We start from the raw sequence: 20,299 nt of genomic DNA on the forward strand, positions 1-20,299 counted from the left end.
GGGTGCACACGGGGCCGAGGTCGCACACGCGCAGGGCCAGGGGGGATCTGTGGCATACGAGATGACTTTCTTGAAGGAAGTTAGTATTGAACCATACTGGTCGCCCACCCCTGGAGTCACGGAAGGCCTGCCTGATGCCGTTGCGATCCGACTGGTCCGAGGAGCATTGCCCCATCCGGCGCTCACTTGACGTGCTCGGGGATCCGTGGGTGCTGCTCATCATTCGCGACGTCCTGCACGGACGCGGACGCTTTGATGCGCTCCGCGACAACCTGCGCATCTCCGAAGCCGTTCTCAGCCGCCGCCTGCGCTCCATGGTCACCGCGGGCCTGCTGGTGCGCGTGGACTACCCCGACGGGGCCCGTACCCGGCAGGGGTACGCCGCCACCGAGGCCGCCGCCGAGCTGCTGCCCGTGCTGCAACAGCTCGCGATCTGGGGAGAGCGTCACACCGTGATGCCGGCGACCGGCGCGCACATGGCGATGGTCCACGTCACGTGCGGCGAGGAGACCACACAGGGCCAGGTGTGCAGCTCATGCGGCCAGGTACTGGTCCCCGAAGAGATGATCTGGGTCAAACCGTGGAAGAACGCTCGCGACAGGCTGCAACCAGCGGGAACGCTCGCCTGAAAGCAGGGCCCCTTCGGAGGGTGGCCAGGACGCCGGGTCGTGCCCTCTGATCGCAACTCTTGCCGGGGCACTCCTTGCGGTCTGTGGTTACCGCCAGCTCCGCGCTCGGCCTCGTTGCGGACGAGGGACCGCCATGGTCCGGGGTGCAGCCGGGCGGGCCGCCCGGCTGCACCCCGGCGGTCTCAGGTCATCACGGTGAAGGTGAATCCGGCAGTGGTCGGACGGCGCAGCGGGATGTCGCACTTGATCCGGCGCCGTACCTCGTTCCGGCTGAGGCCGAGACCCTGCGCGATGAGCCGGTCCGGACGGACCGGCACCGGATCGTCGAAGACGACCTCCATCTCGACCGGGTACGCCTCGTCGAGCCATGCCGACGGCGTCTCCAGCCGCCAGGCTCCGGTCCAGTCCAGGGTGAAGCGGTTGCGTCGGGCGATCAGCGGATCCAGCAGCCTGGAGGCCACCAGCCGCGGATCGTTGACCCGGTAGCCGTGGAGCACGGCCGGATCGAAGGACCTGACGGGGGTTCGCTCGTGCACGGTGAGCTTGCTCGTCCGATCGCAGGACACGCAGCGGACCAGCAGCCACACGTCCAGCAGCCTGCCGTTGGCGTTGACACGGAACCTGCCCTCGCCCGCGGTCGCCGACTCCGAGCGGCAGTCGGCGCACCGCAGCGACAGCAGGGGCAGCCTGGTCCGGCGGACGACCCAGGGCAGCACGGTATGAGGTTGTGAAGACATGATCTCTCAAGACCTGACACGAGGCCGATTGCGCGCGGCCTCGAACGCTGTACGACCGGGCGCGCACGGGCAGCCCGGCGGAGCCGACGGGAGCGTCGGCTACGGGTGAGCGGAAGAAGGTGTCAGGTCTGAAGAGCAGGCGGGGTCACGCGGTCTTGTCCTTGTCCTCACTGAGATGAGCCGCGGGCAACGTACTCGAACGAGGAAGGACGGCTCAAACGGTTTTCGTCAGGGCCGCCGCAATCGTTCACAACCGGGGGCGGCGCGGCTCTGCCTCAGGCCCGGCCGAGGACGCAGAACTCGTTGCCCTCCGGGTCGGCCAGGACCGTCCAAGGCACATCGCCTTGGCCGAGGTCGACGTCGGTGGCGCCGAGGGCGCGCAGCCGGGCCACCTCCGCGTCCTTGGCGTCCACGGGGCTGGGCAGCAGGTCGAGATGCACGCGGCTCCACCAGGTTTGCAGGCTCGATGCGCGGCGGAACTCCAGATACGGCCCGACGCCCTCGGCGCAACGCAGCACCGCGTGATCGTCGGTCACCTCGTGCAGGGTCCAGTCGATCGCCTCACCCCAGAAACGGGCCTCGGCCCGGGGGTCCTCGCTCTCGACCACCACGGCGGCGATGGGGCCGGTGTCCCGGTGGACCTCCCGCGGCTCGAGGACGCAGAAGACGTTGCCCTCCGGGTCGGCGAGCACCGTCCACGGGACATCACCCTGCCCCACGTCCGCGGGCGTCGCACCGAGATCCTTCAGGCGCGCCACCAGTTCCGCCCGATGGTCCGCCGAGGTGGTGGCGAGATCGAGGTGCACGCGGTACTTCACCGTTCCGGGATCCGGGACGGCGACGAGGTCGACGCATACGGCGGTGGGGTCCGGCCAGTCGAATCCCTCGGGTTCGAGATTGGTCACGCCGGGGCCCTCGCTGGAGATGCTCCAGCCGAGCGCCTCCGCCCAGAACCGGCCGAGCGCGGAGTCGTCCCGAGCTTTGAAGTTCACCTGAACGAGTCGCAGCGCCATGCCGCCCCACCCTAGGCCCAGCCGGACGAGCGCCATGAACCGGCGAGCGGCGGCTGAGGCTCGATCCGCCGCTCAGCGGCTGCACGCGTCGAGGGCGCGGGTGAGTGCCTCGACGGCGGCCGGGTAGGCGTGCTGGTTCGGCGTTCCGAAACCGACGATGACGCCCTGCGGATGATCTCCAGGCGCATGCCAGCGGTCGCCCAGCCGGCCCACGGCCACGTCCCGGGCCGCCGCGGCGCTGAGCACGTCCTGCTCGGTGGGGCCGCAGGCGGGAAGGCTGAGCAGGACGTGCAGGCCCGCGGCGACTCCGTGGACGGAGAATCCGGCCGGCGGACGCGACCTGGAGTCCAGGCGGTCGAGCAGGAGGTCGCGGCGGCGCCTGTAGCGCAGCCGGCATGCGCGGACGTGCCGGTCATAGGCGTGGCACGTGATGAAGTCCGCCAAGGTCAGCTGGCCGATGCTCTCGGTCTGCCGGTCGTCGTGGCGCTTGGCCTCGACCAGCGGTTCGAGGAGGCGGCGGGGCGTGACGATCCAGCCGAGGCGCAGCGCGGGCCCGAGGGTCTTGGAAACGGTCCCCACATAGGCGACCCGGTCTGGAGCGGTCCCCTGGATGGCGCCGATGGGTTGGCGGTCGTAGCGGAACTCGCCGTCGTAGTCGTTCTCGATGACAAGACGGTCGTTGGAGCGCGCCCAGTCGACCAGGGCCCGGCGGCGCCCCGGGGCGAGGGTCCCACCGGTCGGGTACTGGTGGGCGGGGGTCAGCTCCACGGCGTCCACCGAGGGGAATCCGGGGCCCTCGAGCAGGTCGGTCCGGGCCCCCTGCTCGTCCACCGGTATCGGGACGACGGCCGGGCCGTTGCGGCGGATCACCTCGCGGTGGAAGGTGACTCCGGGGTCCTCGGCGGCGATGACGGCCGGGGCGGCCTCGCCGAGCACGCGGCTGAGCAGGGCGAGGGCCTGGACGTATCCGCCGGTGATGACGATCAGATCGGGGGACGCGAGGACGCCGCGGGTCCGTCCGAGGTACTCGGCGAGCGCGGTGCGCAGTTCGATCCGGCCGCGCGGATCGCCGTAGGCGAAGGCGTCCCCCGCGGCGGCGCCCAGGGCCCGGCGCGCGGACCGCAGCCAGGCCGCGGTCGGGAACGCGGACGCGTCCGGACGGCCCGGACGCAGATCGTGCCGTGGTCGGAGGGCCGCCTCGCCGGATGATCGGTCCGGGTCATCGGCGGAGCCGTGGGCAAGCCGGGCCACCACGGTGCCCGACCCCTGGCGGGCGGCCAGGTAGCCCTCCGCGACGAGCTGGTCATAGGCCGCCTTGACGGTGCCCCGGGACAGGCCCAGTTCGGCGGCGAGCCTGCGGGTGGCGGGCAGCCGCGCCCCAGGCGCGAGTCGTCGGGTCCGGACGGCCTCCCGGAGGGCCTTCTCCAGGCCGGCCCGGCGCCCGGTCGCGGGGTCGAGCTCCAGGTGGAGATCGACTCCTGGAATGGGCCAAGATCCTGACACGAGAGCGGATCTTATCGTCGATCCATTTCCCTCGTAGCGTCGCGGTCGTGATCAACGAGGCGCTCGGACGGCGGGCCGGCGGAGCGGAGCGGACGCCCCGCCGCATGGTGTGGCTGCTGGCCGCGGCCTACGGCCTGACCATCGCCAACCTGTACTACTGCCAGCCACTGCTGCTGCAGATGGCCCACTCCTACGCCGCGGACTCGGCGGTCGGGTACCTGCCCACCGCGGGGCAGCTCGGCTACGCGCTGGCGCTGCCTCTGGTGGTGCCGCTCGGCGACATCGTCCGCCGCCGCCCCCTCGTCTGCCTGCTGCTCCTGGTCGACGCGGCGGCCCTCGCGGCGACCGCCGCCGCTCCCACCGCCGGGGCGCTGCTCGCCGCGGGCGCGGTGATCGGCCTGGCGAGCGCGAGCGTGGTCAACATCCTCGTGCCCTACGCGGCCACCGCCGCCGCCGGCCACGAGCGCGGCCGGGTGGTCGCGACGATGCTCGGCGGCGGGCTGGTGGGCATCCTGCTGTCGCGCGCGGTCGCCGGGCTCACCGCCGCGTACTTCGGCTGGCGCGTCCTGTACCTGGCGTCCGCCGCGATGACGCTGCTGCTCGCCGCCGTGCTGGCGCGCGCCATGGCTCCGTCCGCCGCGGAGGTGCCGATCGGCTACGGCGCGCAGCTGCGGGCGACCGCCCGCCTGGCGGCGCGCGAGCCGCTGCTGAGAGGCCGGTCGCTGATCGGCGCCTGCGTGTTCGGGGCGTTCGGGGTCTTCTGGACGACCGTGGCGTTCCTGCTGGCCGATCCGCCCTACCGCTACGGCGAAGCGGAGATCGGCCTGTTCACGCTGGTCGGCGCCGCGGGAGCCCTCGCGGCCAGGGTCGCGGGGCGGGCCGCGGACCGGGGCCGCCAGAGCGCCTGGACCGGCGGGCTGCTCATCCTGGGGGTCGCTTCGTTCGGCGCGGTGGCACTCGGAGACCGGAGCCTGGCATGGCTCGTCGCGGGGCTCCTGGTGATGGACGTCGCGGTCCACGGCACCCATCTGCTGAACATGAGCGTGGTCTACGGGCTCGTCGACGGGGCCCGCTCACGGATCGCCTCGGTGTACATGACCTTTTACACCCTCGGGGGCGTGGCGGGCTCCGCCGCGGGCGCGGGCGCCTACCGGTCCGGCGGATGGACGGCGGTGTCGGCGACCGGGGCGGCGTTCATGGCCGCGGGCCTCGCCGCCTGGGCTCGCGAACAGCACAGGGCGGCCAAGGAGCCACGGCCGGGTCGAGGCCATGAAGGGCGGGCGTTCGGCGAGACCCGGTAGGCGACCGGGCGGGACGGTCGACTTCGCGGCCGTCCCGCCGGGCCGTCGCCTCCACCGGCGCCCTGCCGGAACCCTCAGGCAGCGCCGGCGTCAGGAGCGCCGAACCACTCGGAGAGCGCCTGCCGCAGCGCGGGCGCGGCGGTGGCGGCGGGCTCGTCCGCGGGCGCGGCCCAGGCGACGCGGGCGTCCGGCCGGATCAGCAGGACGCCGGCCGCCGGCTGGTCGGTCTTGGCGGCGCGGATGTCGACGCGGTGCCGCCAGTCCCGGGCCGCCTCGCGCAGGTCGGGCCGTTCGGCGAGGTCGAGCAGGACGGGCCGGGCGGCGTGCATGAGCTCGGCGACGCTGGTGACGCCCCGGTCGGTGTGCAGGGTGAGGTCGGGTGCGAAGGTCCCGGCCAAGGGGTGCGAGGCCGCGCCGGGCATCGGGTAGCGGATGTCGGTGCCGGCGAGAAGCGCTCCCATGCGGCGCAGCGGCTGCTCGTCGGTGAGCAGTTCCTGGAAGAGCTCCCGGAGCGCCTCGGCCGCGGGGTCGTTGCCGCGCCGCAGCGCCACCTGGGCGCGGGTGTGCATCAGGGTGCGGGCCCCGGCGAGGTGGCGTTCACGGTGGTAGGTGTCCAGCAGGCCGGGCGGCGCCCAGCCGTGGACGGCGGCGGCCAGCTTCCAGGCCAGGTCGACCGCGTCCAGCATCCCGGCGCTGATCGCCACGCCGGTCGCGGGGAAAAGGTGCGCCGCGTCCCCGGCCAGCAGGATCCGGCCGTGGCGGTAGCGCTCGGCCTGCCGGGCCTGGAAGGTGAACCGCGACAGCCGGAGCGCCTCACGCACCGGCAGGACCGCGCCGAGCACGCGGCGGATGCTGCCCTGGAGTTCGGCGACCGTCATCGGTACGTCGTCGTCGTACTCGGTGCCCTCGTCCTCGGTGGTGTAGACGGAGACGGTCTTGGAGCCCGGGGACGAGCCGAGCCCGAACAGACCGCGGCCGGTCTGGGTGAACCCCGCACGGATCCTCCCGAAGCCCGGGACGTCGAGGTCGCCGTCGCCCGACACGGCCACCGTGTCCGGAAGCGTCACCTGCGCCAGCCGGTTGACCTCCGGATAGGTGGTGCCGGGAAAGGCGATGCCGGCCAGTTCGCGGACGCGGCTGCGCCCTCCGTCGCACCCGACCAGGTAGCGGGCGCTCACCTGGTGGAGTCCGTCCGGGCCGTCCACCTGCGCCGTCACCGCGGCATCGTCCTGGCTCACCCCGACCACCTGGTTTCCGAGGCGGATCTCGGCGCCGAGTTCGAGGGCGCGCTCCTCGAGCAGCCGTTCCAGCCGCTGCTGCGGCAGGGGAAGGGCGTGCATGGGGGGATCCGGCAGGCGGGTGAAGTCCAGATGCACCCCGCCGAAGGGGAACCGGGGCGCTGGGACGGGATCGGTGCAGGCCGCCTCGAAGCGTTCCAGCAGGCCCCGGTAGCGCAGCAGCTCCAGGATCTGCCCGCCCAGTCCCCCGGCCTTCGGGACCTCGCGGCGCCGCGGCCGGCGCTCCAGCACCAGCGGCCGCGCGCCGGCCGCCCTCAGCTCCCCGGCCAGCATCAGGCCGGCCGGACCGGCGCCCACGACGATCACATCGGCGTCCATGCACTCTCCCTCGCTCGAACTGCACACGTGCCGTGCCGGCGGCGGGACGCCGGCAGGCCTCGGACCGCGGCCACCATGCGGACCGCGTTGGAACTGAAAGGGCGGACACGGCCACGCCGGCAGCGCGGAGGTGTTCCGAGCGGGTTCGCCGGTCGGGCCCTCAGGGACCGGCGACCGCTACGTCCGGGACGCGGCGGGCCGCTCGCCGGTCGCGGTGCCGCCGGCAGGCCGTTCGGCGGGTGAGCGGCGGAAGGTGCGGCGGTAGGTGTCGGGCGGGACGCCGACCGTGCGGTTGAAATGCCGCCGCAGAGTCGTGCCGGTGCCCATCCCGGTGGCCGCGGCGATCGCCTCGACGCTGTCGTCGGTGGTCTCCAGCAGTTCCTGGGCGCGGCGGATCCGCTGCGTCAACAGCCACTGCAGCGGAGTGGTGCCGGTCACCGACCTGAAGCGGCGGCCCAGGTTGCGCGGGCTCATCGAGGCCTGGCGGGCCAGGTCCCCGACGGTCAGCGGACGGTCCAGCCGGTCGATCGCCCAGGGGAGCAGATCGGCGAGCGGATGGTCCTCCCGCGCGGGCACCGGGGAGGCGACGAACTGGGCCTGGCCGCCGGCCCGGTGCGGCGGGACGACCAGGCGGCGCGCCACCGCGTTCGCGACCGCCGAGCCGCGGTCGAGGCGGACCAGGTGCAGGCACAGGTCCATCGCGGCGGCCTTGCCGGCGGAGGTGAGCACGGTGCCGTTGTCCACGTAGAGGACGTCCGGATCGACCTCCACCCGGGGGTAGCGCGCGGCCAGGGCCGCGGTGTGCGCCCAGTGCGTGGTCGCGCGCCGCCCGTCCAGCAGGCCGGCGGCGGCCAGCACGAACGCGCCCGTGCAGAGGGAGGCCACACGCGCGCCCGCCCGGTGGGCCGCGCGCACCGCGTCGACGAGGTCGGCCGGCGGATCGGTGTCGACGTCGGCCCACCCCGGGACGATGACGGTGTCGGCGCTCGCCAGCCGGTCGAGCCCGTGCTCGGGCTCCAGCCGGAAGCCGCCCGCCCGCACGGTGCCCGGCCCGCAGCCGAGGACGCGGTACCAGGGCCCTGCCACGTCGGCCGGCGCGGAGCCGAACACCTCGAAGGCCACCGACAGCTCGAAGTGCAGCATCCCGTCGGTGACGGCGACCGCGATCGTCCTCATGTCCGAAATTGTATGAACCATGGCGTTCCGGACGCTCGTGCGGGGCGCTCTCGCCCGCCAGGATCCTTCCCATGGTCCGGGCGAGGGCGCCGGGATGGACGGTGGGAGAGACGATGGGATCGGGTCAGGCGGTCGCGGTGTTCGGCGCGTACGGGCACACCGGGCGGTTCGTGGTGGCGGAGTTGCGGGACCGCGGGTTCGTCCCGGTCCTGTCCGGCCGCGACGCCGGGAAGCTGGAGGCACTGGCGGAGTCCTTTCCGGGGCTGGAGGTCCGGCCCGCGTCGGCCGGGGATCCGGCGTCGCTCGACCGCGCGCTGGCCTGCGCGGCGGCGGTCGTCAACTGCGCGGGGCCGTTCGCCGCGACGGGCGCCCCGGTGATCGGGGCGGCGCTGCGCGCCGGCATCCCGTACGTGGACGTGGCGGCCGAGATCGAGGCCAACGCCGACACGTTCGCGCGCTTCGCCGAGCGGGCCCGCAAGACCGGGACCGTGGTCGTGCCCGCGATGGCCTTCTTCGGCGGCCTCGGCGACCTGCTGGCCACCGCGGCGATGGGGAACTGGGACGCCGCCGACGAGGTGCACGTCGCCTACGGGCTGAGCGGCTGGCATCCCACCACCGGTACGCGGGCCTCGGGCGCGGTCTCCTACGAGCGGCGGGACGGCCGGAGGGTCCGCTTCACCGGCGGGAAGCTGGATTACCACGACGACACCCTTCCCTCCGTGAAGTGGGCGTTTCCCGAGCCGATGGGCGTCCGTTCCGTCATCGGGGAGTTCAGCATGGCCGACGTCGTCACGATCCCCAGCCACCTGGCGGTCCCCGAAGTGCGCTCCTACATGACGGTCGAGGCGGTCGAGGAGTTGTCGGCTCCGGGCACCCCGGCGCCCGCGGCGGCCGACGAGCGCGGACGCTCCGGCCAGACGTTCGTGGTCGACGTCGTCGTGCGCTCCGGCGGCGAGGAGCGGCGCGCCACCGCGAGCGGCCGGGACATCTACGCCGTCAGCGCGCCGCTCGCGGTGGAGGCGGTGGACCGCGTCCTCACCGGCCGGACCCGGGCGACCGGCGTCGCCTCCGCCGGGGAGGTGTTCGACTCCGTCGACTTCCTGCGCGCGCTGTCCGCGCATCTCACGTTCGAACTGCGCCGGTGACCCGGCACCGCCGGGCCGGCCCGGTCCGGGCGGACACCCCCGTCCGGGGAGGCGTCCGCCCGGACCGGGCGGCCGCTCGTCAGATCTCCTCGACGTTCATCGCGCCCTCGTTCGGACGACGGGACAGGTCGATGCCGAGCTCCTCCGCGGCGCGGAAGACGTCCTCGTCGGTGTCGCGCATCTCGATGGACATGCCGTCGCTGGAGAGCACCTCGACGTTGAGGCACAGCGACTGCATCTCCTTGATGAGCACCTTGAAGGACTCGGGAATGCCGGGCTCGGGGATGTTCTCGCCCTTGACGATGGCCTCGTAGACCTTCACGCGGCCGACGACGTCGTCGGACTTGATGGTCAGCAGCTCCTGGAGGGCGTATGAGGCGCCGTAGGCCTCCAGTGCCCAGACCTCCATCTCACCGAAGCGCTGGCCGCCGAACTGGGCCTTACCGCCGAGCGGCTGCTGGGTGATCATGGAGTACGGGCCGGTCGAGCGCGCGTGGATCTTGTCGTCGACCAGGTGGTGGAGCTTGAGGATGTAGATGTAGCCGACCGAGATCGGGTCTCTGTAGGGCTCGCCGGTGCGGCCGTCGAACAGCCTCGCCTTCCCGGTGGGCATCACCATGCGGTCGCCGTCGCGGTTGACCAGCGTGCTGCCGAGCAGGCCGATGATCTCCTGCTCGCCGGCGCCGTCGAAGACGGGGGTGGCGACGTTGGTGCGCGGCTCGACGCGGTCTAGGCCCTTGTCCCTCAGCCGGCCGGCCCACTCCTCGTCCATGCCGCTGATGTCCCATCCCCGGGAGGCGATCCAGCCGAGGTGGGTCTCCAGGACCTGTCCGACGTTCATGCGGCCGGGGACGCCCAGGGGGTTCAGGACGATGTCGACGGGGGTGCCGTCCTCCAGGAACGGCATGTCCTCCACCGGCAGCACCTTGGAGATGACGCCCTTGTTGCCGTGCCGGCCCGCGAGCTTGTCCCCGTCGGTGATCTTGCGCTTCTGCGCCACGTACACCCGGACCAGCTCGTTGACCCCCGGCGGCAGCTCGTCACCGTCGTCGCGGGAGAACACCCGCACCCCGATGACCTTGCCCTGCTCACCGTGCGGCACCTTCAGCGAGGTGTCGCGCACCTCGCGCGCCTTCTCACCGAAGATCGCCCGCAGCAGCCGCTCCTCCGGAGTCAGCTCGGTCTCCCCCTTCGGGGTGACCTTCCCGACCAGGATGTCACCGGGCACCACATCGGCACCGATCCGGATGATCCCCCGCTCGTCCAGGTCGGCCAGGACCTCTTCGGAGACGTTCGGGATGTCGCGGGTGATCTCCTCGGGCCCCAGCTTGGTGTCGCGGGCGTCGACCTCGTGCTCCTCGATGTGGATCGAGGACAGGACGTCGTCCTGCACCAGCCGCTGCGACAGGATGATGGCGTCCTCGTAGTTGTGCCCCTCCCAGGGCATGAACGCCACCAGCAGGTTCTTGCCCAGCGCCATCTCACCGTCATCGGTGCACGGCCCGTCGGCGATCACCTGGCCCAGCTCCACCCGCTGGCCCTCGTCCACGATCGGCTTCTGGTTGAAGCAGGTCCCCTGGTTGGACCGCTTGAACTTCGACACCCGGTACGTCGTCCGCGTGCCGTCGTCGTTCATCACGGTCACGTAGTCGGCCGAGACCTCCTCGACCACACCCGCCTTCTCCGCGGTGATCACATCACCGGCATCGGTCGCGGCACGGTACTCCATACCCGTCCCGACCAGCGGCGCCTCACTGCGCAGCAGCGGCACCGACTGCCGCTGCATGTTCGAACCCATCAGCGCACGGTTGGCGTCGTCGTGCTCCAGGAACGGGATCATCGCGGTCGCGACGGACACCATCTGGCGCGGCGAGACGTCCATGTAGTCGACCTCGTCCGGCCGGATCGCCTCGACCTCGCCGCCCTTGCGGCGGACGAGCACCCGGCTCTCGGCGAAGGTGCCGTCGGGGTTGATCGGCGTGTTGGCCTGCGCGATGACGTACCGGTCCTCGACGTCGGCCGTCAGGTAGTCGATCTCGTCGGTCACGCGGCCTTCGACGACCTTGCGGTAGGGCGTCTCGATGAAGCCGAAGGGGTTGACGCGCCCGTAGGACGACAGGGACCCCATGAGGCCGATGTTCGGGCCTTCGGGCGTCTCGATCGGGCACATGCGGCCGTAGTGCGACGGGTGGACGTCGCGGACCTCCATGCTCGCCCGCTCACGGGACAGACCGCCGGGCCCCAGTGCGTTCAGGCGGCGCTTGTGGGTGAGGCCGGCCAGGGGGTTGGTCTGGTCCATGAACTGCGACAGCTGGCTGGTGCCGAAGAACTCCTTGATGGAGGCCACCACCGGCCGGATGTTGATCAGCGTCTGCGGCGTGATCGCCTCCACGTCCTGCGTGGTCATCCGCTCACGCACCACCCGCTCCATGCGGGCCAGCCCCACGCGGACCTGGTTCTGGATCAGCTCACCCACCGTGCGCAGCCGCCGGTTGCCGAAGTGGTCGATGTCATCGACCTCGATCGGCACCGCCACGCTCCCGAGGGTCGCCTCCTCCTCACCCGCGTGCAGACGCACCAGGTACTCGATCGTGGCGACGACGTCGTCCTCGGTCAGCGTCCCCTGGTTCATGTCCAGGTCCAGACCGAGCTTCTTGTTGATCTTGTAGCGGCCGACCTTGGCCACGTCGTACCGCTTGGGATTGAAGTACAGGTTCTCCAGCAGCGTCTGCGCCGACTCCCGCGTCGGCGGCTCACCCGGCCGCAGCTTGCGGTAGATGTCCAGCAGCGCGTCATCCTGACCGGAGGTGTGGTCCTTCTCCAGCGTCACATTGATCGACTCATACGAGCCGAAACGCTCCCGGATCCGCGCCTCGTCCCACCCCAGCGCCTTCAGCAGAACCGTCACCGGCTGCTTGCGCTTGCGGTCGATGCGCACACCCACGTTGTCGCGCTTGTCGACCTCGAACTCCAGCCAGGCACCCCGGCTCGGAATCACCCGGCAGCCGTAGATGTCCTTGTCGGACGCCTTGTCCAGCGCGCGGTCGAAGTACACCCCGGGCGAACGGGTGAGCTGGGACGTCACCACCCTCTCGGTGCCGTTGACGATGAACGTCCCCTTCGGGCTCATGAGCGGGAAGTCGCCCATGAAGACCGTCTGGCTCTTGATCTCACCGGTGGTGTTGTTGATGAACTCCGCCGTGACGAACAACGGGGCGGAGTAGGTCATGTCCTTGTCCTTGCACTCCTCCACGGAGTACTTGGGCGGCTCGAACCGGTGGTCCCGGAACGACAGGGACATGGTTCCGGAGAAGTCCTCGATCGGGCTGATCTCCTCGAAGATCTCCTCCAGCCCCGACTGCATCGGGACGTCGCGGCGCCCGGCCTGGCGGGCCGCCTCGACCCGGGCCTTCCACCTCTCGTTCCCGACCAGCCAGTCGAAGGAGTTGGTCTGCAGGGCGAGCAGATCGGGAACCTCGAGGGGTTCGCGGATGCGCGCGAACGAGACGCGGCGGGGGCCGGCGGGTACGGCGGGTACGGCGGACGCGGTGTGCGAGACTGCCAACAGGGGTCCTTCCGAGGGCTCGCGGCGGACTGACGGCGCGCACGCCGGACGACATCACGGCCACTGCGGAAGAGGGGACGTCGAGGCGAGCGCGGAAGGGGCAGCATAAAGCAATGTGGATAGAGCTGTCCACTCATACTTAAATCGTCAACCTCGATCCCGCAGCCAGGATGACACGCTCGCATCGCCCCCGTCAACCCGAGCCCCCGGAAATGGCCCGAGAAGAATCATTTGCCCATGTACGCGGGCGCGAGCGCGCCCGTCCCGCGGACCGGCCGCCCTCTGCGTCAGGACCGGTCCGCGGGACGGGTCACAAGCCCGCCCCACGGCGGTCACGGCTCGGCGCGGGACGGGCCGAGCGCGCGAGGCCGGGGATCAGGATCGCCGCGACGACCAGATGCATCGCCGCCAGGACGGCCATGGAGGCTCCGTCGGCGGCGCCGGCGAGCGGCCCGAGCATCGACAGGACGAGAGCGGTCGCGGCGACGGCGGTCCACACGCGTCCCGGACGGGAGGTCGTCCGTTCCAGCGCCGCGAGCAGGCCCCATGCGGCCAGCCCCGCGATCAGGGTGGCGGCGACGACCGTGCCGGCGCCGATCCGCCGGACCTCCCCGCCCGTCTCGGCCGACAGGTCGAGCCCGGCCACCGGGCCGGCCGCCACCCAGAGCGCGAGCGCGGCGGCCGCCGCTCCCGCGACGGTGAGCGCCCGCCGTGCGGTGTCGCCTCCGGTCATGTGCCTCTCCCTTCGTTGCGGCTGGTGCACGTCCGGAAGCGTGGCCGCCGGGGCGGTCTCCGCGCATCGGCCGCGCGGCGGGGTCCGCTCCGCCCCCGGTTCGGGCGGGCACCTACTTTGGTCGGTGTCGGCGGCGCGACCTCGCGGTTAGCCTCGGTGCGGTGAACGAGACGTTCGACCGCCCGGAGCTCGACGCGCGGCGCATGCTGCGCGGTGCGGCGGTGCTCGCCGCGGTGGCGGGAGCCCTGACCGCGCTGACGGTCTGGAGCCGTGTCAGCACGCAGGGGGCGGGCGCCGTCCTGGGCCTCGAGATCGCGGTCGCCCTGGCGAGCTGGCTGCTGGCGCCGCTGCTGGTGTGGCGTCCGGTCGGCGCCGCCCTGGCGCTGACCGCGCTCGCGGCCCTGTCCCCCACCGCCACTCCGGCGGCCAGCATGGGCGTGCTGCACGTCGCGCAGCGGCGCCCGTTCCGGCAGGCGGCGATGGTCGGCGCGGCGGGCGTCGCCGCGCACGTCGTGCAGGGGCTGTGGCAGCCGAACCGGGGGATCTCCTTCAGCTGGTGGCTGCTGCTCATCGCCGCCGGCTACGGGGCGCTGATCGGGTGGGGCGCGCTGGCGCGGGCGCGCAGGGAGCTGCTGGACTCGCTGCGCGAGCGGGCCCGCCGGGCGGAGGCCGAGCAGGGCCGCCGGGTGGCCGAGGCCCGCATGGCCGAGCGGACCCGGATCGCCCGGGAGATGCACGACGTGCTCGCCCACCGGCTGTCGCTGCTGGCGACCTACGCGGGCGCGCTGGAGTACCGGCCGGACGCCCCGCCGGAGAAGCTGTCGCAGGCGGCGGGGGTGATCCGCACCGGGGTGCACCAGGCGCTCGACGAGCTGCGCGAGGTGATCCTGCTGCTGCGCGCCGAGGACTCGGGCGAGGACGCCGGCGCGGAGGACCGGCCCCAGCCCGTCCTGGAGGACGTGCCCCGGCTGGTGGAGGAGTCCCGCGACGCGGGCGGGCAGGTGGAGCTGCGGGACGAGACGGTCGGCGCGTCCGCGCTTCCGGCGGCGGCGGGGCGGGCCGCGTACCGGGTCGTGCAGGAGGGGCTGACCAACGCCCGCAAGCACGCGGGGGGACGTCCCGTCCGGGTGGTGCTGGAGGGGCGGCCGGGATCGCGCCTCGTGGTCGACATCCGCAACCCGCTGCCCGAGGACGGCGCGGCGCCGCTCGCCCCCGGCAGCGGCACGGGCCTGGTGGGGCTGACCGAGCGCGTCCGGCTGGCCGGCGGGCGGCTCGACCACCAGGCCGCGGAGGGCGAGTTCCGGCTGCGCGCCTGGCTACCATGGCCCGCGTGACCCGCCCCCTGCGCGTCCTGATCGTGGACGACGACGCACTCGTGCGCGCCGGGCTGTCGATGATGCTGGACGGGACGGGCGGCATCACCGTGGCCGGAGAGGCGGCCGACGGCGACGAGGTGCCCGCGGCCGCCGACGCGCACGCCCCCGACGTCGTGCTGATGGACCTGCGGATGCCGCGCGTGGACGGCATCACCGCGACCCGGAGGCTGCGCGCCCGGCCGAACCCTCCGGAGGTCATCGTGCTGACGACCTTCGACTCCGACGAGGACATCCTGAACGCGCTGCGCGCGGGCGCCAGCGGGTTCCTGCTGAAGGACACCCCGCCGGACCGGATCGTCCATGCCGTCCGCCAGGTCGCCGACGGCGACCCGATCCTGTCGCCGCGCGTCGCCCGCCGCCTCATGGACCGCGCGGCGGTGGAGGCCGGCGCCTACCAGCGCGCCCGCGAGGCGCTCGCCCGGCTGAGCCCCCGCGAGAACGAGGTGGTGCTGGCGGTCGCCCGGGGGCGCTCCAACGCCGACATCGCCGCCGAGCTGTTCATGAGCGTGGCCACGGTCAAGGCGCACGTCTCCAGCGTCCTGACCAAGCTCGACCTGGACAACCGCACCCAGATCGCGCTGCTGGCCCACGACGCGGGCCTCGCCTGACGCCCTTCCCCCTCCCCTTGCGCCCCGCCGTACCACGTGCCAATCTTGGAACGATCATTCCAAGTTAATGGAGGTGCGGGCGTTGCCCGACGTCAGGCATTTCGACCCCGACGCCGTCCTGGACCAGGCGGTGCGGCTGTTCTGGCGGCGCGGCGCGGCCGCGACGGGGATCGCCGAGGTGGTCTCCGAGACCGGGATCAGCCGTTCCAGCCTGTACGGGACGTTCGGCGGCAAGCGGGAGCTCTACCTGGCGGCGCTGCGCCGCTACGTCGACCGGCACTCGCGTCCGGTGTTCGACCGGCTCGCCGCCGACGGGCGGGGCCTACCGGGGATCGCCGCGTTCTTCGACGGGCTCGTCACCGCACGTTGCTCCGGTGAGCACGCGCGCTGGGGCTGCATGGTGTCCAACGCCCACGCGGCGCAGGAGGCGGGCGACGCCGACGAACGCGAGGTGCTGGACGCCCACCACGAGGCCCTCTGCGCCGCCCTGCGCGCCGCCCTCCTCGCCGCACGCGACCGCGGGCAGCTGCGCGGCGACCTGGACCTGCCCTCCACCGCGCGGATGCTGGCACTGCTCGCCTACGGCGTGAACGTGCGCTCACGCGCCGGCGCCGACCCCGGCGAGCTGTCGGCGGCGGTCGACGCCGCGCTCCGCCCCCTCTCACCCGCTCCCCCTTCGCCCCGCTGAGGAGACGTCGAGCGGCGCGGCCGGGTGGACGACGCGGAGGTCGAGGCGTTCCTGGCCGCCGGCCACACCCGCCGCCACGTCCTGGACGTCGTCCTCGGCGTCGGTATGAAGACCCTGTCCAACTACACCAACCACATCGCCCACACACCGCTCGACCCGGCCTGGAAGGAGCAGGAGTGGGCGGCCCCCTCCTGACCCCTCACACCACGGCGGGCCGGGCGTCCGCCTCTTCGGCCGCCGCTCCCCCGGCCGCCCGGGTCGCGCCGCCGCGGGCCGAGGCCGCCACGAGCAGGGCGAGCCCGGCGAAGATGGCGGCGGCGACGACGCCGGTGACGTGCAGGCCCGCGGTGAACGCGGCATGGGCGGCGCGCAGCAGCTCCTCCGCCCGCGCGGGCGGCAGGTGGCCGCTGCCGGCGACGGCGCCGGCGAGGGTCCTGGCCGCGGGGCCCGCGACGCCGTCCATCCGGGCCTGGTAGACGGAGGTGCCGATCACGCCGAGGACCGCCAGGCCCAGCGATCCGCCGAGGTAGTTGCTCGTCTCCGACATCGCCGCCGCCGAGCCCGCGCGTTCGGGCGGGACGGATCCGACCACCATGCCGGTCCCCAGCGCGAACAGCGGGCCGGTGCCGAGGGCCAGGACCGTGACGCCCGCGATGACGGCGGGGAGCCCGTCCGACACCGCCAGCGGGAGGCAGCCCGCGGCCGACACCGCGAGTCCGGAGGCGATCGCGGTCGCGGGCCGGACCCGCTTGACCAGCGCGGGCGCCGCCATCGTCCCGGCGGCGACGCCCAGCCCCATCGGCGCGAACAGCACGGCCGAGGCCAACGGCGAGTGCCCCAGCACGCCCTGGAGGTACTGGGTCACCATCAGGCCCGTCCCCGCCATGGCGACGCCCGCGAAGACCAGCGAGACCAGGACGGCGCTGAACGGGCGGCTGCGCAGCAGCCGCAGGTCCAGCAGCGGGTGGTCGAGCCTGAGCTGGCGCCGGACGAACACGGCGCCGAGGGCCGCCCCGGCGGCGATCGCCGCGACCGGAGCGAGCCCGCCGCGGCCGTCGGCGAGCGTCAGCTGCTTCATCCCGTACACCACCGGCAGCACCGCGGCCAGGGAGAGCCCGACGCTGAGCGGGTCGACGCGTCCGGCCGTCCGGTCCCGGAACTCGGGCAGCACGAACGGGCCGGCCGCCAGCAGCAGGGCCATGACCGGGACGGCGGCCAGGAACACCGACCCCCACCAGAAGCGCTGGAGCAGCAGCCCGGCCAGCACCGGGCCGCACGCGCCGCCCGCGAACTGGCAGGTGGCCCAGATCGCGATGGCCTTCCCGCGCTCGCGCTCGTCGCGGAAGATGTTGGTGATGAGCGCGAGCGTCGAGGGCACCAGCGTCGCGCCCGCCACGCCCAGCAGCGCCCGGGCGGCGATCAGCGTCTGCGGGTCGGGCGCGTAGGCGGCGACGACCGACAGGACGGCGAACGCGGCGGCTCCGGCGAACAGCAGGCGGCGCCGGCCGAGCCGGTCCCCCAGCGTGCCCATGGTGATCACGAATCCGGCGACCATGAACCCGTAGGCGTCGCTGATCCACAGCTGCTCGGTGCCGCTCGCGCCCAGATCGGCGCTCAGCCGCGGCAGCGCCAGCAGCAGCGCCGTGATGTCCACGGCCAGCAGCAGCGACGACAGCGCCAGTACGGCCAGCGCGAGCCACTCGCGCGTCCCCGCGGGCGCCTCCGCGGCGTCCTGCTCCTCGTGCTCCATGCCCCTGCACCCCTCGTCCGGTGAGATCACGTGTCACGGACGGGTCGGAGCGGGCGCCGGGTTCTCGACATCGGCCCGCGAGAAAGAATGGGAACGTGTGTCGAAAGCGGCTGAGCGGCTCCGACGTCTCCTGCACGAGGCGCCGCGGGGGCGCCGGACCAAAGGGGAGAGCATCGTGAAGTACATGCTCATGCTGTACGCGTCGCAGCGGGACTACGACGAGATGGCGGGCAAGGTGCCCGAGGGCGAGGCCGTCTGGTCCGCCGAGGATCTGGCCGCGATGCACGCGTACATGGAGAAGTTCAACCAGGACCTGGTCGAGTCCGGGGAGTTCGTGGACGCCCAGGGGCTGGACGAGCCCGTCCACACCCGCCGGTTCCACGGCGGGGACGGGGAGCCGGCCGTGACCGACGGGCCCTACCCCGAGACCGCGGAGGTGCTCGCCGGGTACACCGTCATCGAGTGCGACGGGTTCGACCGCGCCTCGGAGATCGCCGCCCGCCTCGCGCGGTGCCCGGTCCCCGAGGCGGCGCGGGCGCGGGCCTACGCGGACCTGCGGCCGATCGTCGACGGGCGCGCCGACCTGGAGCCGTGACCGCGCCGCACGAGGGGACCTCGGACCTGCTGCGCCCGCTGGCGCCGCAGGTCCTCGGCGCGCTGGTCCGCCGGTACGGGCACTTCGACACCGCGGAGGACGCCGTCCAGGAGGCGCTGCTCGCCGCGGCGTCGCAGTGGCCGGACCAGGGGGTACCCGCCGACCCGCGCGCCTGGCTGATCACGGTGGCGTCCCGCCGCCTGACCGACCTGCTGCGCGCCGAGCGGGCGCGCCGCCGCCGCGAGGACGCGCTGGCCGCCTGGACGCCGCCGGACGCCTGGATCGCGCCCGCCGCCGACCGCCCGCCGCCGGCCGGCGACGACACCCTGATCCTGCTGTTCCTGTGCTGCCATCCCGTCCTGACGCCGGACCTGCGGATCGCGCTCACCCTCCGCTCGGTCGGCGGCCTGACCACGGCCGAGATCGCCCGCGCGTTCTTCGTCCCCGAGGCCACCATGGGGCAGCGCATCAGCCGCGCGAAGCGGCGCGTCCGCGACAGCGGCGTCCCGTTCCGCATGCCCGCCGCGGACGAGCGGCCCGGACGGGTCGCCGCGGTCCTGCGCGTCCTCTACCTGATCTTCACCGAGGGGTACGCGAGTACGGGCGGGGCGCGCCTTCACCGGGGCGAGCTGGCGACCGAGGCGATCCGGCTGGCCAGGATCGCCCACCGGCTGCTGCCCGGCGACGCCGAAGCGGCCGGGCTGCTCGCGCTCATGCTGCTCACCGACGCGCGCCGCCCCGCCCGCACGGACGCGGCCGGGGACCTCGTCCCGCTGGCCGAGCAGGACCGGAGCCTGTGGAACGCCGAGTACATCGCCGAGGGGGTGTCGCTGCTTTCGGCGACGCTGCCGCGCGGGCCCGCCGGCCCCTACCAGGTGCAGGCCGCGATCGCCGCGCTCCACGACGAGGCCCCGGTCGCGGAGGAGACCGACTGGCCGCAGATCGCCGCCCTCTACGAGGTCCTGCTGGAGCTGGCGCCCAACCCGATGGCGGCCCTCAACCACGCCGTCGCGGTGGCGATGGCCCGCGGCCCGGCCGCCGGGCTCGCCCTGCTGGAGGGGCTGAAGGCCGACGAGCGGATCGCCGGGCACCACCGCCTGCACGCCGTCCGCGCGCATCTGCTGGAGATGTCGGGCGACGCCGCCGCCGCGCGGGCGTGCTACCTGGCGGCGGCCGAGCGCACCCACAGCCTGACCGAGCGGCGCTACCTCAACGCCCGTGCCGCCCGCCTGGCGGACACCGCCGACTGACCCGCGCGGCACCGTGGAGAACCGGGGGCTCCCATGCGGTGCCCGGAGCCTCAGGCGGACGACGAGCCGCGCAGGCGGGTGACGGCCTGCGGGGTCAGGTGCCGCGCGAGCTCCTCGAGGAGGCCGACGATCTCGGCGACCCGCGACGGGTCGTCGGTGTCCAGGGCCGCCGCGAGGGCTCCGTCGACGGAGCTCGCCCTGATCTCCTCCACCCGGGCGGAGGGCGGGGACACGGGGTGGATGCGGACCCGGCGGCGGTCGCCGGGATCGGGCTCGGCGCTGACGGCGCCCACCTCGCGGAGCCGGGCGACCGCCGCCGACACCGCGCTCTGCGGAAGGCCGGTGCGGGCGGCGATCTCCCCGACGGCGCTTCCGGGATGCGTGCGGACGTCGCTCACGACGATCAGGACGGTCCGGACGCTGGTGGAGTGCCGGCCGATGCCCTCGGTGGGCAGGGCCTCCTCGCCGATCTTCATCAGGGTCCGCCCCAGCAGGAAAAGCTCGACTCCGTCCATGCCGCCAACTTACATCAGTTCTGATGCATCAAGCTTGATGTATCAAACTTGATGCTTTATGGTCGGTCCCGTACGACCGAACCGCCCCCTGACCGAGAG

General features: G+C 73.3%; 18 protein-coding genes. 9 read left to right on the forward strand and 9 right to left on the reverse strand.

The window, feature by feature from the left end; translation table 11 throughout:
• Positions 1–134 precede the first annotated feature (134 nt).
• Positions 135–629 carry a helix-turn-helix domain-containing protein gene (locus tag FKD65_RS01435; protein ID WP_141575484.1) on the forward strand — a complete coding sequence of 165 codons (495 nt, stop codon included), beginning with the start codon at positions 135–137 and terminating at the stop codon, positions 627–629.
• A 182-nt stretch (positions 630–811) separates the two neighbouring features.
• Here the strand turns inward: FKD65_RS01435 and FKD65_RS01440 are convergent, their stop codons facing one another.
• The 3 genes from FKD65_RS01440 to FKD65_RS01450 form a co-directional block, all read right to left on the reverse strand.
• A complete protein-coding gene (locus FKD65_RS01440) occupies positions 812–1,345 on the reverse strand; it encodes a DUF1062 domain-containing protein (RefSeq protein WP_240809926.1) in 534 nt (177 codons plus the stop codon).
• A 296-nt stretch (positions 1,346–1,641) separates the two neighbouring features.
• Positions 1,642–2,379, reverse strand: a complete 738-nt coding sequence (locus FKD65_RS01445; RefSeq protein ID WP_141575488.1) for a VOC family protein — start codon at positions 2,377–2,379, stop codon at positions 1,642–1,644.
• Positions 2,380–2,451: 72 nt separating this feature from the next.
• The gene (locus FKD65_RS01450; RefSeq protein ID WP_141575491.1) at positions 2,452–3,882 is read right to left on the reverse strand and encodes a PLP-dependent aminotransferase family protein; all 1,431 of its coding nucleotides are present in this window, start codon (positions 3,880–3,882) and stop codon (positions 2,452–2,454) included.
• 47 nt (positions 3,883–3,929) lie between these two features.
• On the opposite strand from FKD65_RS01450, the gene FKD65_RS01455 reads away from it, so the two are divergent.
• Positions 3,930–5,183 carry an MFS transporter gene (locus FKD65_RS01455; RefSeq protein WP_141575493.1) on the forward strand — a complete coding sequence of 418 codons (1,254 nt, stop codon included), beginning with the start codon at positions 3,930–3,932 and terminating at the stop codon, positions 5,181–5,183.
• A 74-nt stretch (positions 5,184–5,257) separates the two neighbouring features.
• On the opposite strand, the gene FKD65_RS01460 is transcribed toward FKD65_RS01455, so the two are convergent.
• Positions 5,258–6,799 carry an FAD-dependent monooxygenase gene (locus tag FKD65_RS01460; protein WP_141575495.1) on the reverse strand — a complete coding sequence of 514 codons (1,542 nt, stop codon included), beginning with the start codon at positions 6,797–6,799 and terminating at the stop codon, positions 5,258–5,260.
• 177 nt (positions 6,800–6,976) lie between these two features.
• Positions 6,977–7,975 (reverse strand): helix-turn-helix domain-containing protein, encoded by a 999-nt coding sequence (locus tag FKD65_RS01465; RefSeq protein ID WP_141575497.1) that lies wholly within the window; start codon positions 7,973–7,975, stop codon positions 6,977–6,979.
• 113 nt (positions 7,976–8,088) lie between these two features.
• On the opposite strand from FKD65_RS01465, the gene FKD65_RS01470 reads away from it, so the two are divergent.
• The gene (locus tag FKD65_RS01470; protein WP_141575499.1) at positions 8,089–9,120 is read left to right on the forward strand and encodes a trans-acting enoyl reductase family protein; all 1,032 of its coding nucleotides are present in this window, start codon (positions 8,089–8,091) and stop codon (positions 9,118–9,120) included.
• A gap of 79 nt (positions 9,121–9,199) precedes the next feature.
• Here the strand turns inward: FKD65_RS01470 and rpoB are convergent, their stop codons facing one another.
• Together rpoB and FKD65_RS01480 are read right to left on the reverse strand one after the other, a co-directional pair.
• Entirely contained in the window at positions 9,200–12,685 is a 3,486-nt protein-coding gene (gene rpoB / locus FKD65_RS01475) for a DNA-directed RNA polymerase subunit beta (protein ID WP_141575501.1), read from the reverse strand.
• 310 nt (positions 12,686–12,995) lie between these two features.
• Entirely contained in the window at positions 12,996–13,418 is a 423-nt protein-coding gene (locus FKD65_RS01480) for a DUF6069 family protein (protein ID WP_141575503.1), read from the reverse strand.
• Between the two features lie 161 nt (positions 13,419–13,579).
• Here FKD65_RS01480 and FKD65_RS01485 point away from each other — a divergent pair, with 161 nt between their 5' ends.
• From FKD65_RS01485 to FKD65_RS01500, 4 genes are all read left to right on the forward strand, one after another.
• Positions 13,580–14,752 (forward strand): sensor histidine kinase, encoded by a 1,173-nt coding sequence (locus FKD65_RS01485; protein ID WP_240809927.1) that lies wholly within the window; start codon positions 13,580–13,582, stop codon positions 14,750–14,752.
• Positions 14,740–15,402 carry a response regulator transcription factor gene (locus tag FKD65_RS01490; protein WP_141575505.1) on the forward strand — a complete coding sequence of 221 codons (663 nt, stop codon included), beginning with the start codon at positions 14,740–14,742 and terminating at the stop codon, positions 15,400–15,402. The genes FKD65_RS01485 and FKD65_RS01490 overlap by 13 nt, the downstream gene beginning before the upstream one ends.
• An 82-nt stretch (positions 15,403–15,484) precedes the next feature.
• A complete protein-coding gene (locus tag FKD65_RS01495) occupies positions 15,485–16,090 on the forward strand; it encodes a TetR/AcrR family transcriptional regulator (protein WP_141575508.1) in 606 nt (201 codons plus the stop codon).
• A 24-nt stretch (positions 16,091–16,114) separates the two neighbouring features.
• A complete protein-coding gene (locus FKD65_RS01500) occupies positions 16,115–16,285 on the forward strand; it encodes a hypothetical protein (RefSeq protein WP_205718507.1) in 171 nt (56 codons plus the stop codon).
• A gap of 4 nt (positions 16,286–16,289) precedes the next feature.
• On the opposite strand, the gene FKD65_RS01505 is transcribed toward FKD65_RS01500, so the two are convergent.
• Positions 16,290–17,840: an MFS transporter gene (locus FKD65_RS01505; protein WP_141575510.1), complete on the reverse strand. Its 1,551-nt coding sequence runs from the start codon at positions 17,838–17,840 to the stop codon at positions 16,290–16,292.
• Positions 17,841–18,024: 184 nt separating this feature from the next.
• Here FKD65_RS01505 and FKD65_RS01510 point away from each other — a divergent pair, with 184 nt between their 5' ends.
• Both FKD65_RS01510 and FKD65_RS01515 read left to right on the forward strand, forming a co-directional pair.
• Entirely contained in the window at positions 18,025–18,435 is a 411-nt protein-coding gene (locus FKD65_RS01510) for a YciI family protein (protein WP_240810426.1), read from the forward strand.
• Positions 18,432–19,685 carry an RNA polymerase sigma factor gene (locus FKD65_RS01515; RefSeq protein ID WP_141575514.1) on the forward strand — a complete coding sequence of 418 codons (1,254 nt, stop codon included), beginning with the start codon at positions 18,432–18,434 and terminating at the stop codon, positions 19,683–19,685. Before FKD65_RS01510 ends, FKD65_RS01515 begins: the two co-directional genes overlap by 4 nt.
• A 50-nt stretch (positions 19,686–19,735) precedes the next feature.
• Here the strand turns inward: FKD65_RS01515 and FKD65_RS01520 are convergent, their stop codons facing one another.
• On the reverse strand, positions 19,736–20,200 hold the full coding sequence (locus FKD65_RS01520; RefSeq protein ID WP_141575516.1) for a MarR family winged helix-turn-helix transcriptional regulator: 465 nt from the start codon (positions 20,198–20,200) through the stop codon (positions 19,736–19,738).
• Between the last annotated feature and the right edge of the window lie 99 nt (positions 20,201–20,299).

It is taken from the genome of Actinomadura sp. WMMA1423 (assembly GCF_006547145.1).
Classification (GTDB): Bacteria; Actinomycetota; Actinomycetes; order Streptosporangiales; family Streptosporangiaceae; genus Spirillospora.

What these genes read in the sequence shown, in the direction of transcription:
- FKD65_RS01435 (WP_141575484.1), top strand. Translation starts at nt 135, where the DNA reads ATGCCGTTGCGATCCGACTGGTCCGAGGAGCATTGCCCCATCCGGCGC.
- FKD65_RS01480 (WP_141575503.1), bottom strand. Translation starts at nt 13,418, where the DNA reads ATGACCGGAGGCGACACCGCACGGCGGGCGCTCACCGTCGCGGGAGCG.
- FKD65_RS01505 (WP_141575510.1), bottom strand. Translation starts at nt 17,840, where the DNA reads ATGGAGCACGAGGAGCAGGACGCCGCGGAGGCGCCCGCGGGGACGCGC.
- FKD65_RS01460 (WP_141575495.1), bottom strand. Translation starts at nt 6,799, where the DNA reads ATGGACGCCGATGTGATCGTCGTGGGCGCCGGTCCGGCCGGCCTGATG.
- FKD65_RS01520 (WP_141575516.1), bottom strand. Translation starts at nt 20,200, where the DNA reads ATGGACGGAGTCGAGCTTTTCCTGCTGGGGCGGACCCTGATGAAGATC.
- FKD65_RS01490 (WP_141575505.1), top strand. Translation starts at nt 14,740, where the DNA reads ATGGCCCGCGTGACCCGCCCCCTGCGCGTCCTGATCGTGGACGACGAC.
- FKD65_RS01510 (WP_240810426.1), top strand. Translation starts at nt 18,025, where the DNA reads ATGCTCATGCTGTACGCGTCGCAGCGGGACTACGACGAGATGGCGGGC.
- FKD65_RS01470 (WP_141575499.1), top strand. Translation starts at nt 8,089, where the DNA reads ATGGGATCGGGTCAGGCGGTCGCGGTGTTCGGCGCGTACGGGCACACC.
- FKD65_RS01445 (WP_141575488.1), bottom strand. Translation starts at nt 2,379, where the DNA reads ATGGCGCTGCGACTCGTTCAGGTGAACTTCAAAGCTCGGGACGACTCC.
- FKD65_RS01465 (WP_141575497.1), bottom strand. Translation starts at nt 7,975, where the DNA reads ATGAGGACGATCGCGGTCGCCGTCACCGACGGGATGCTGCACTTCGAG.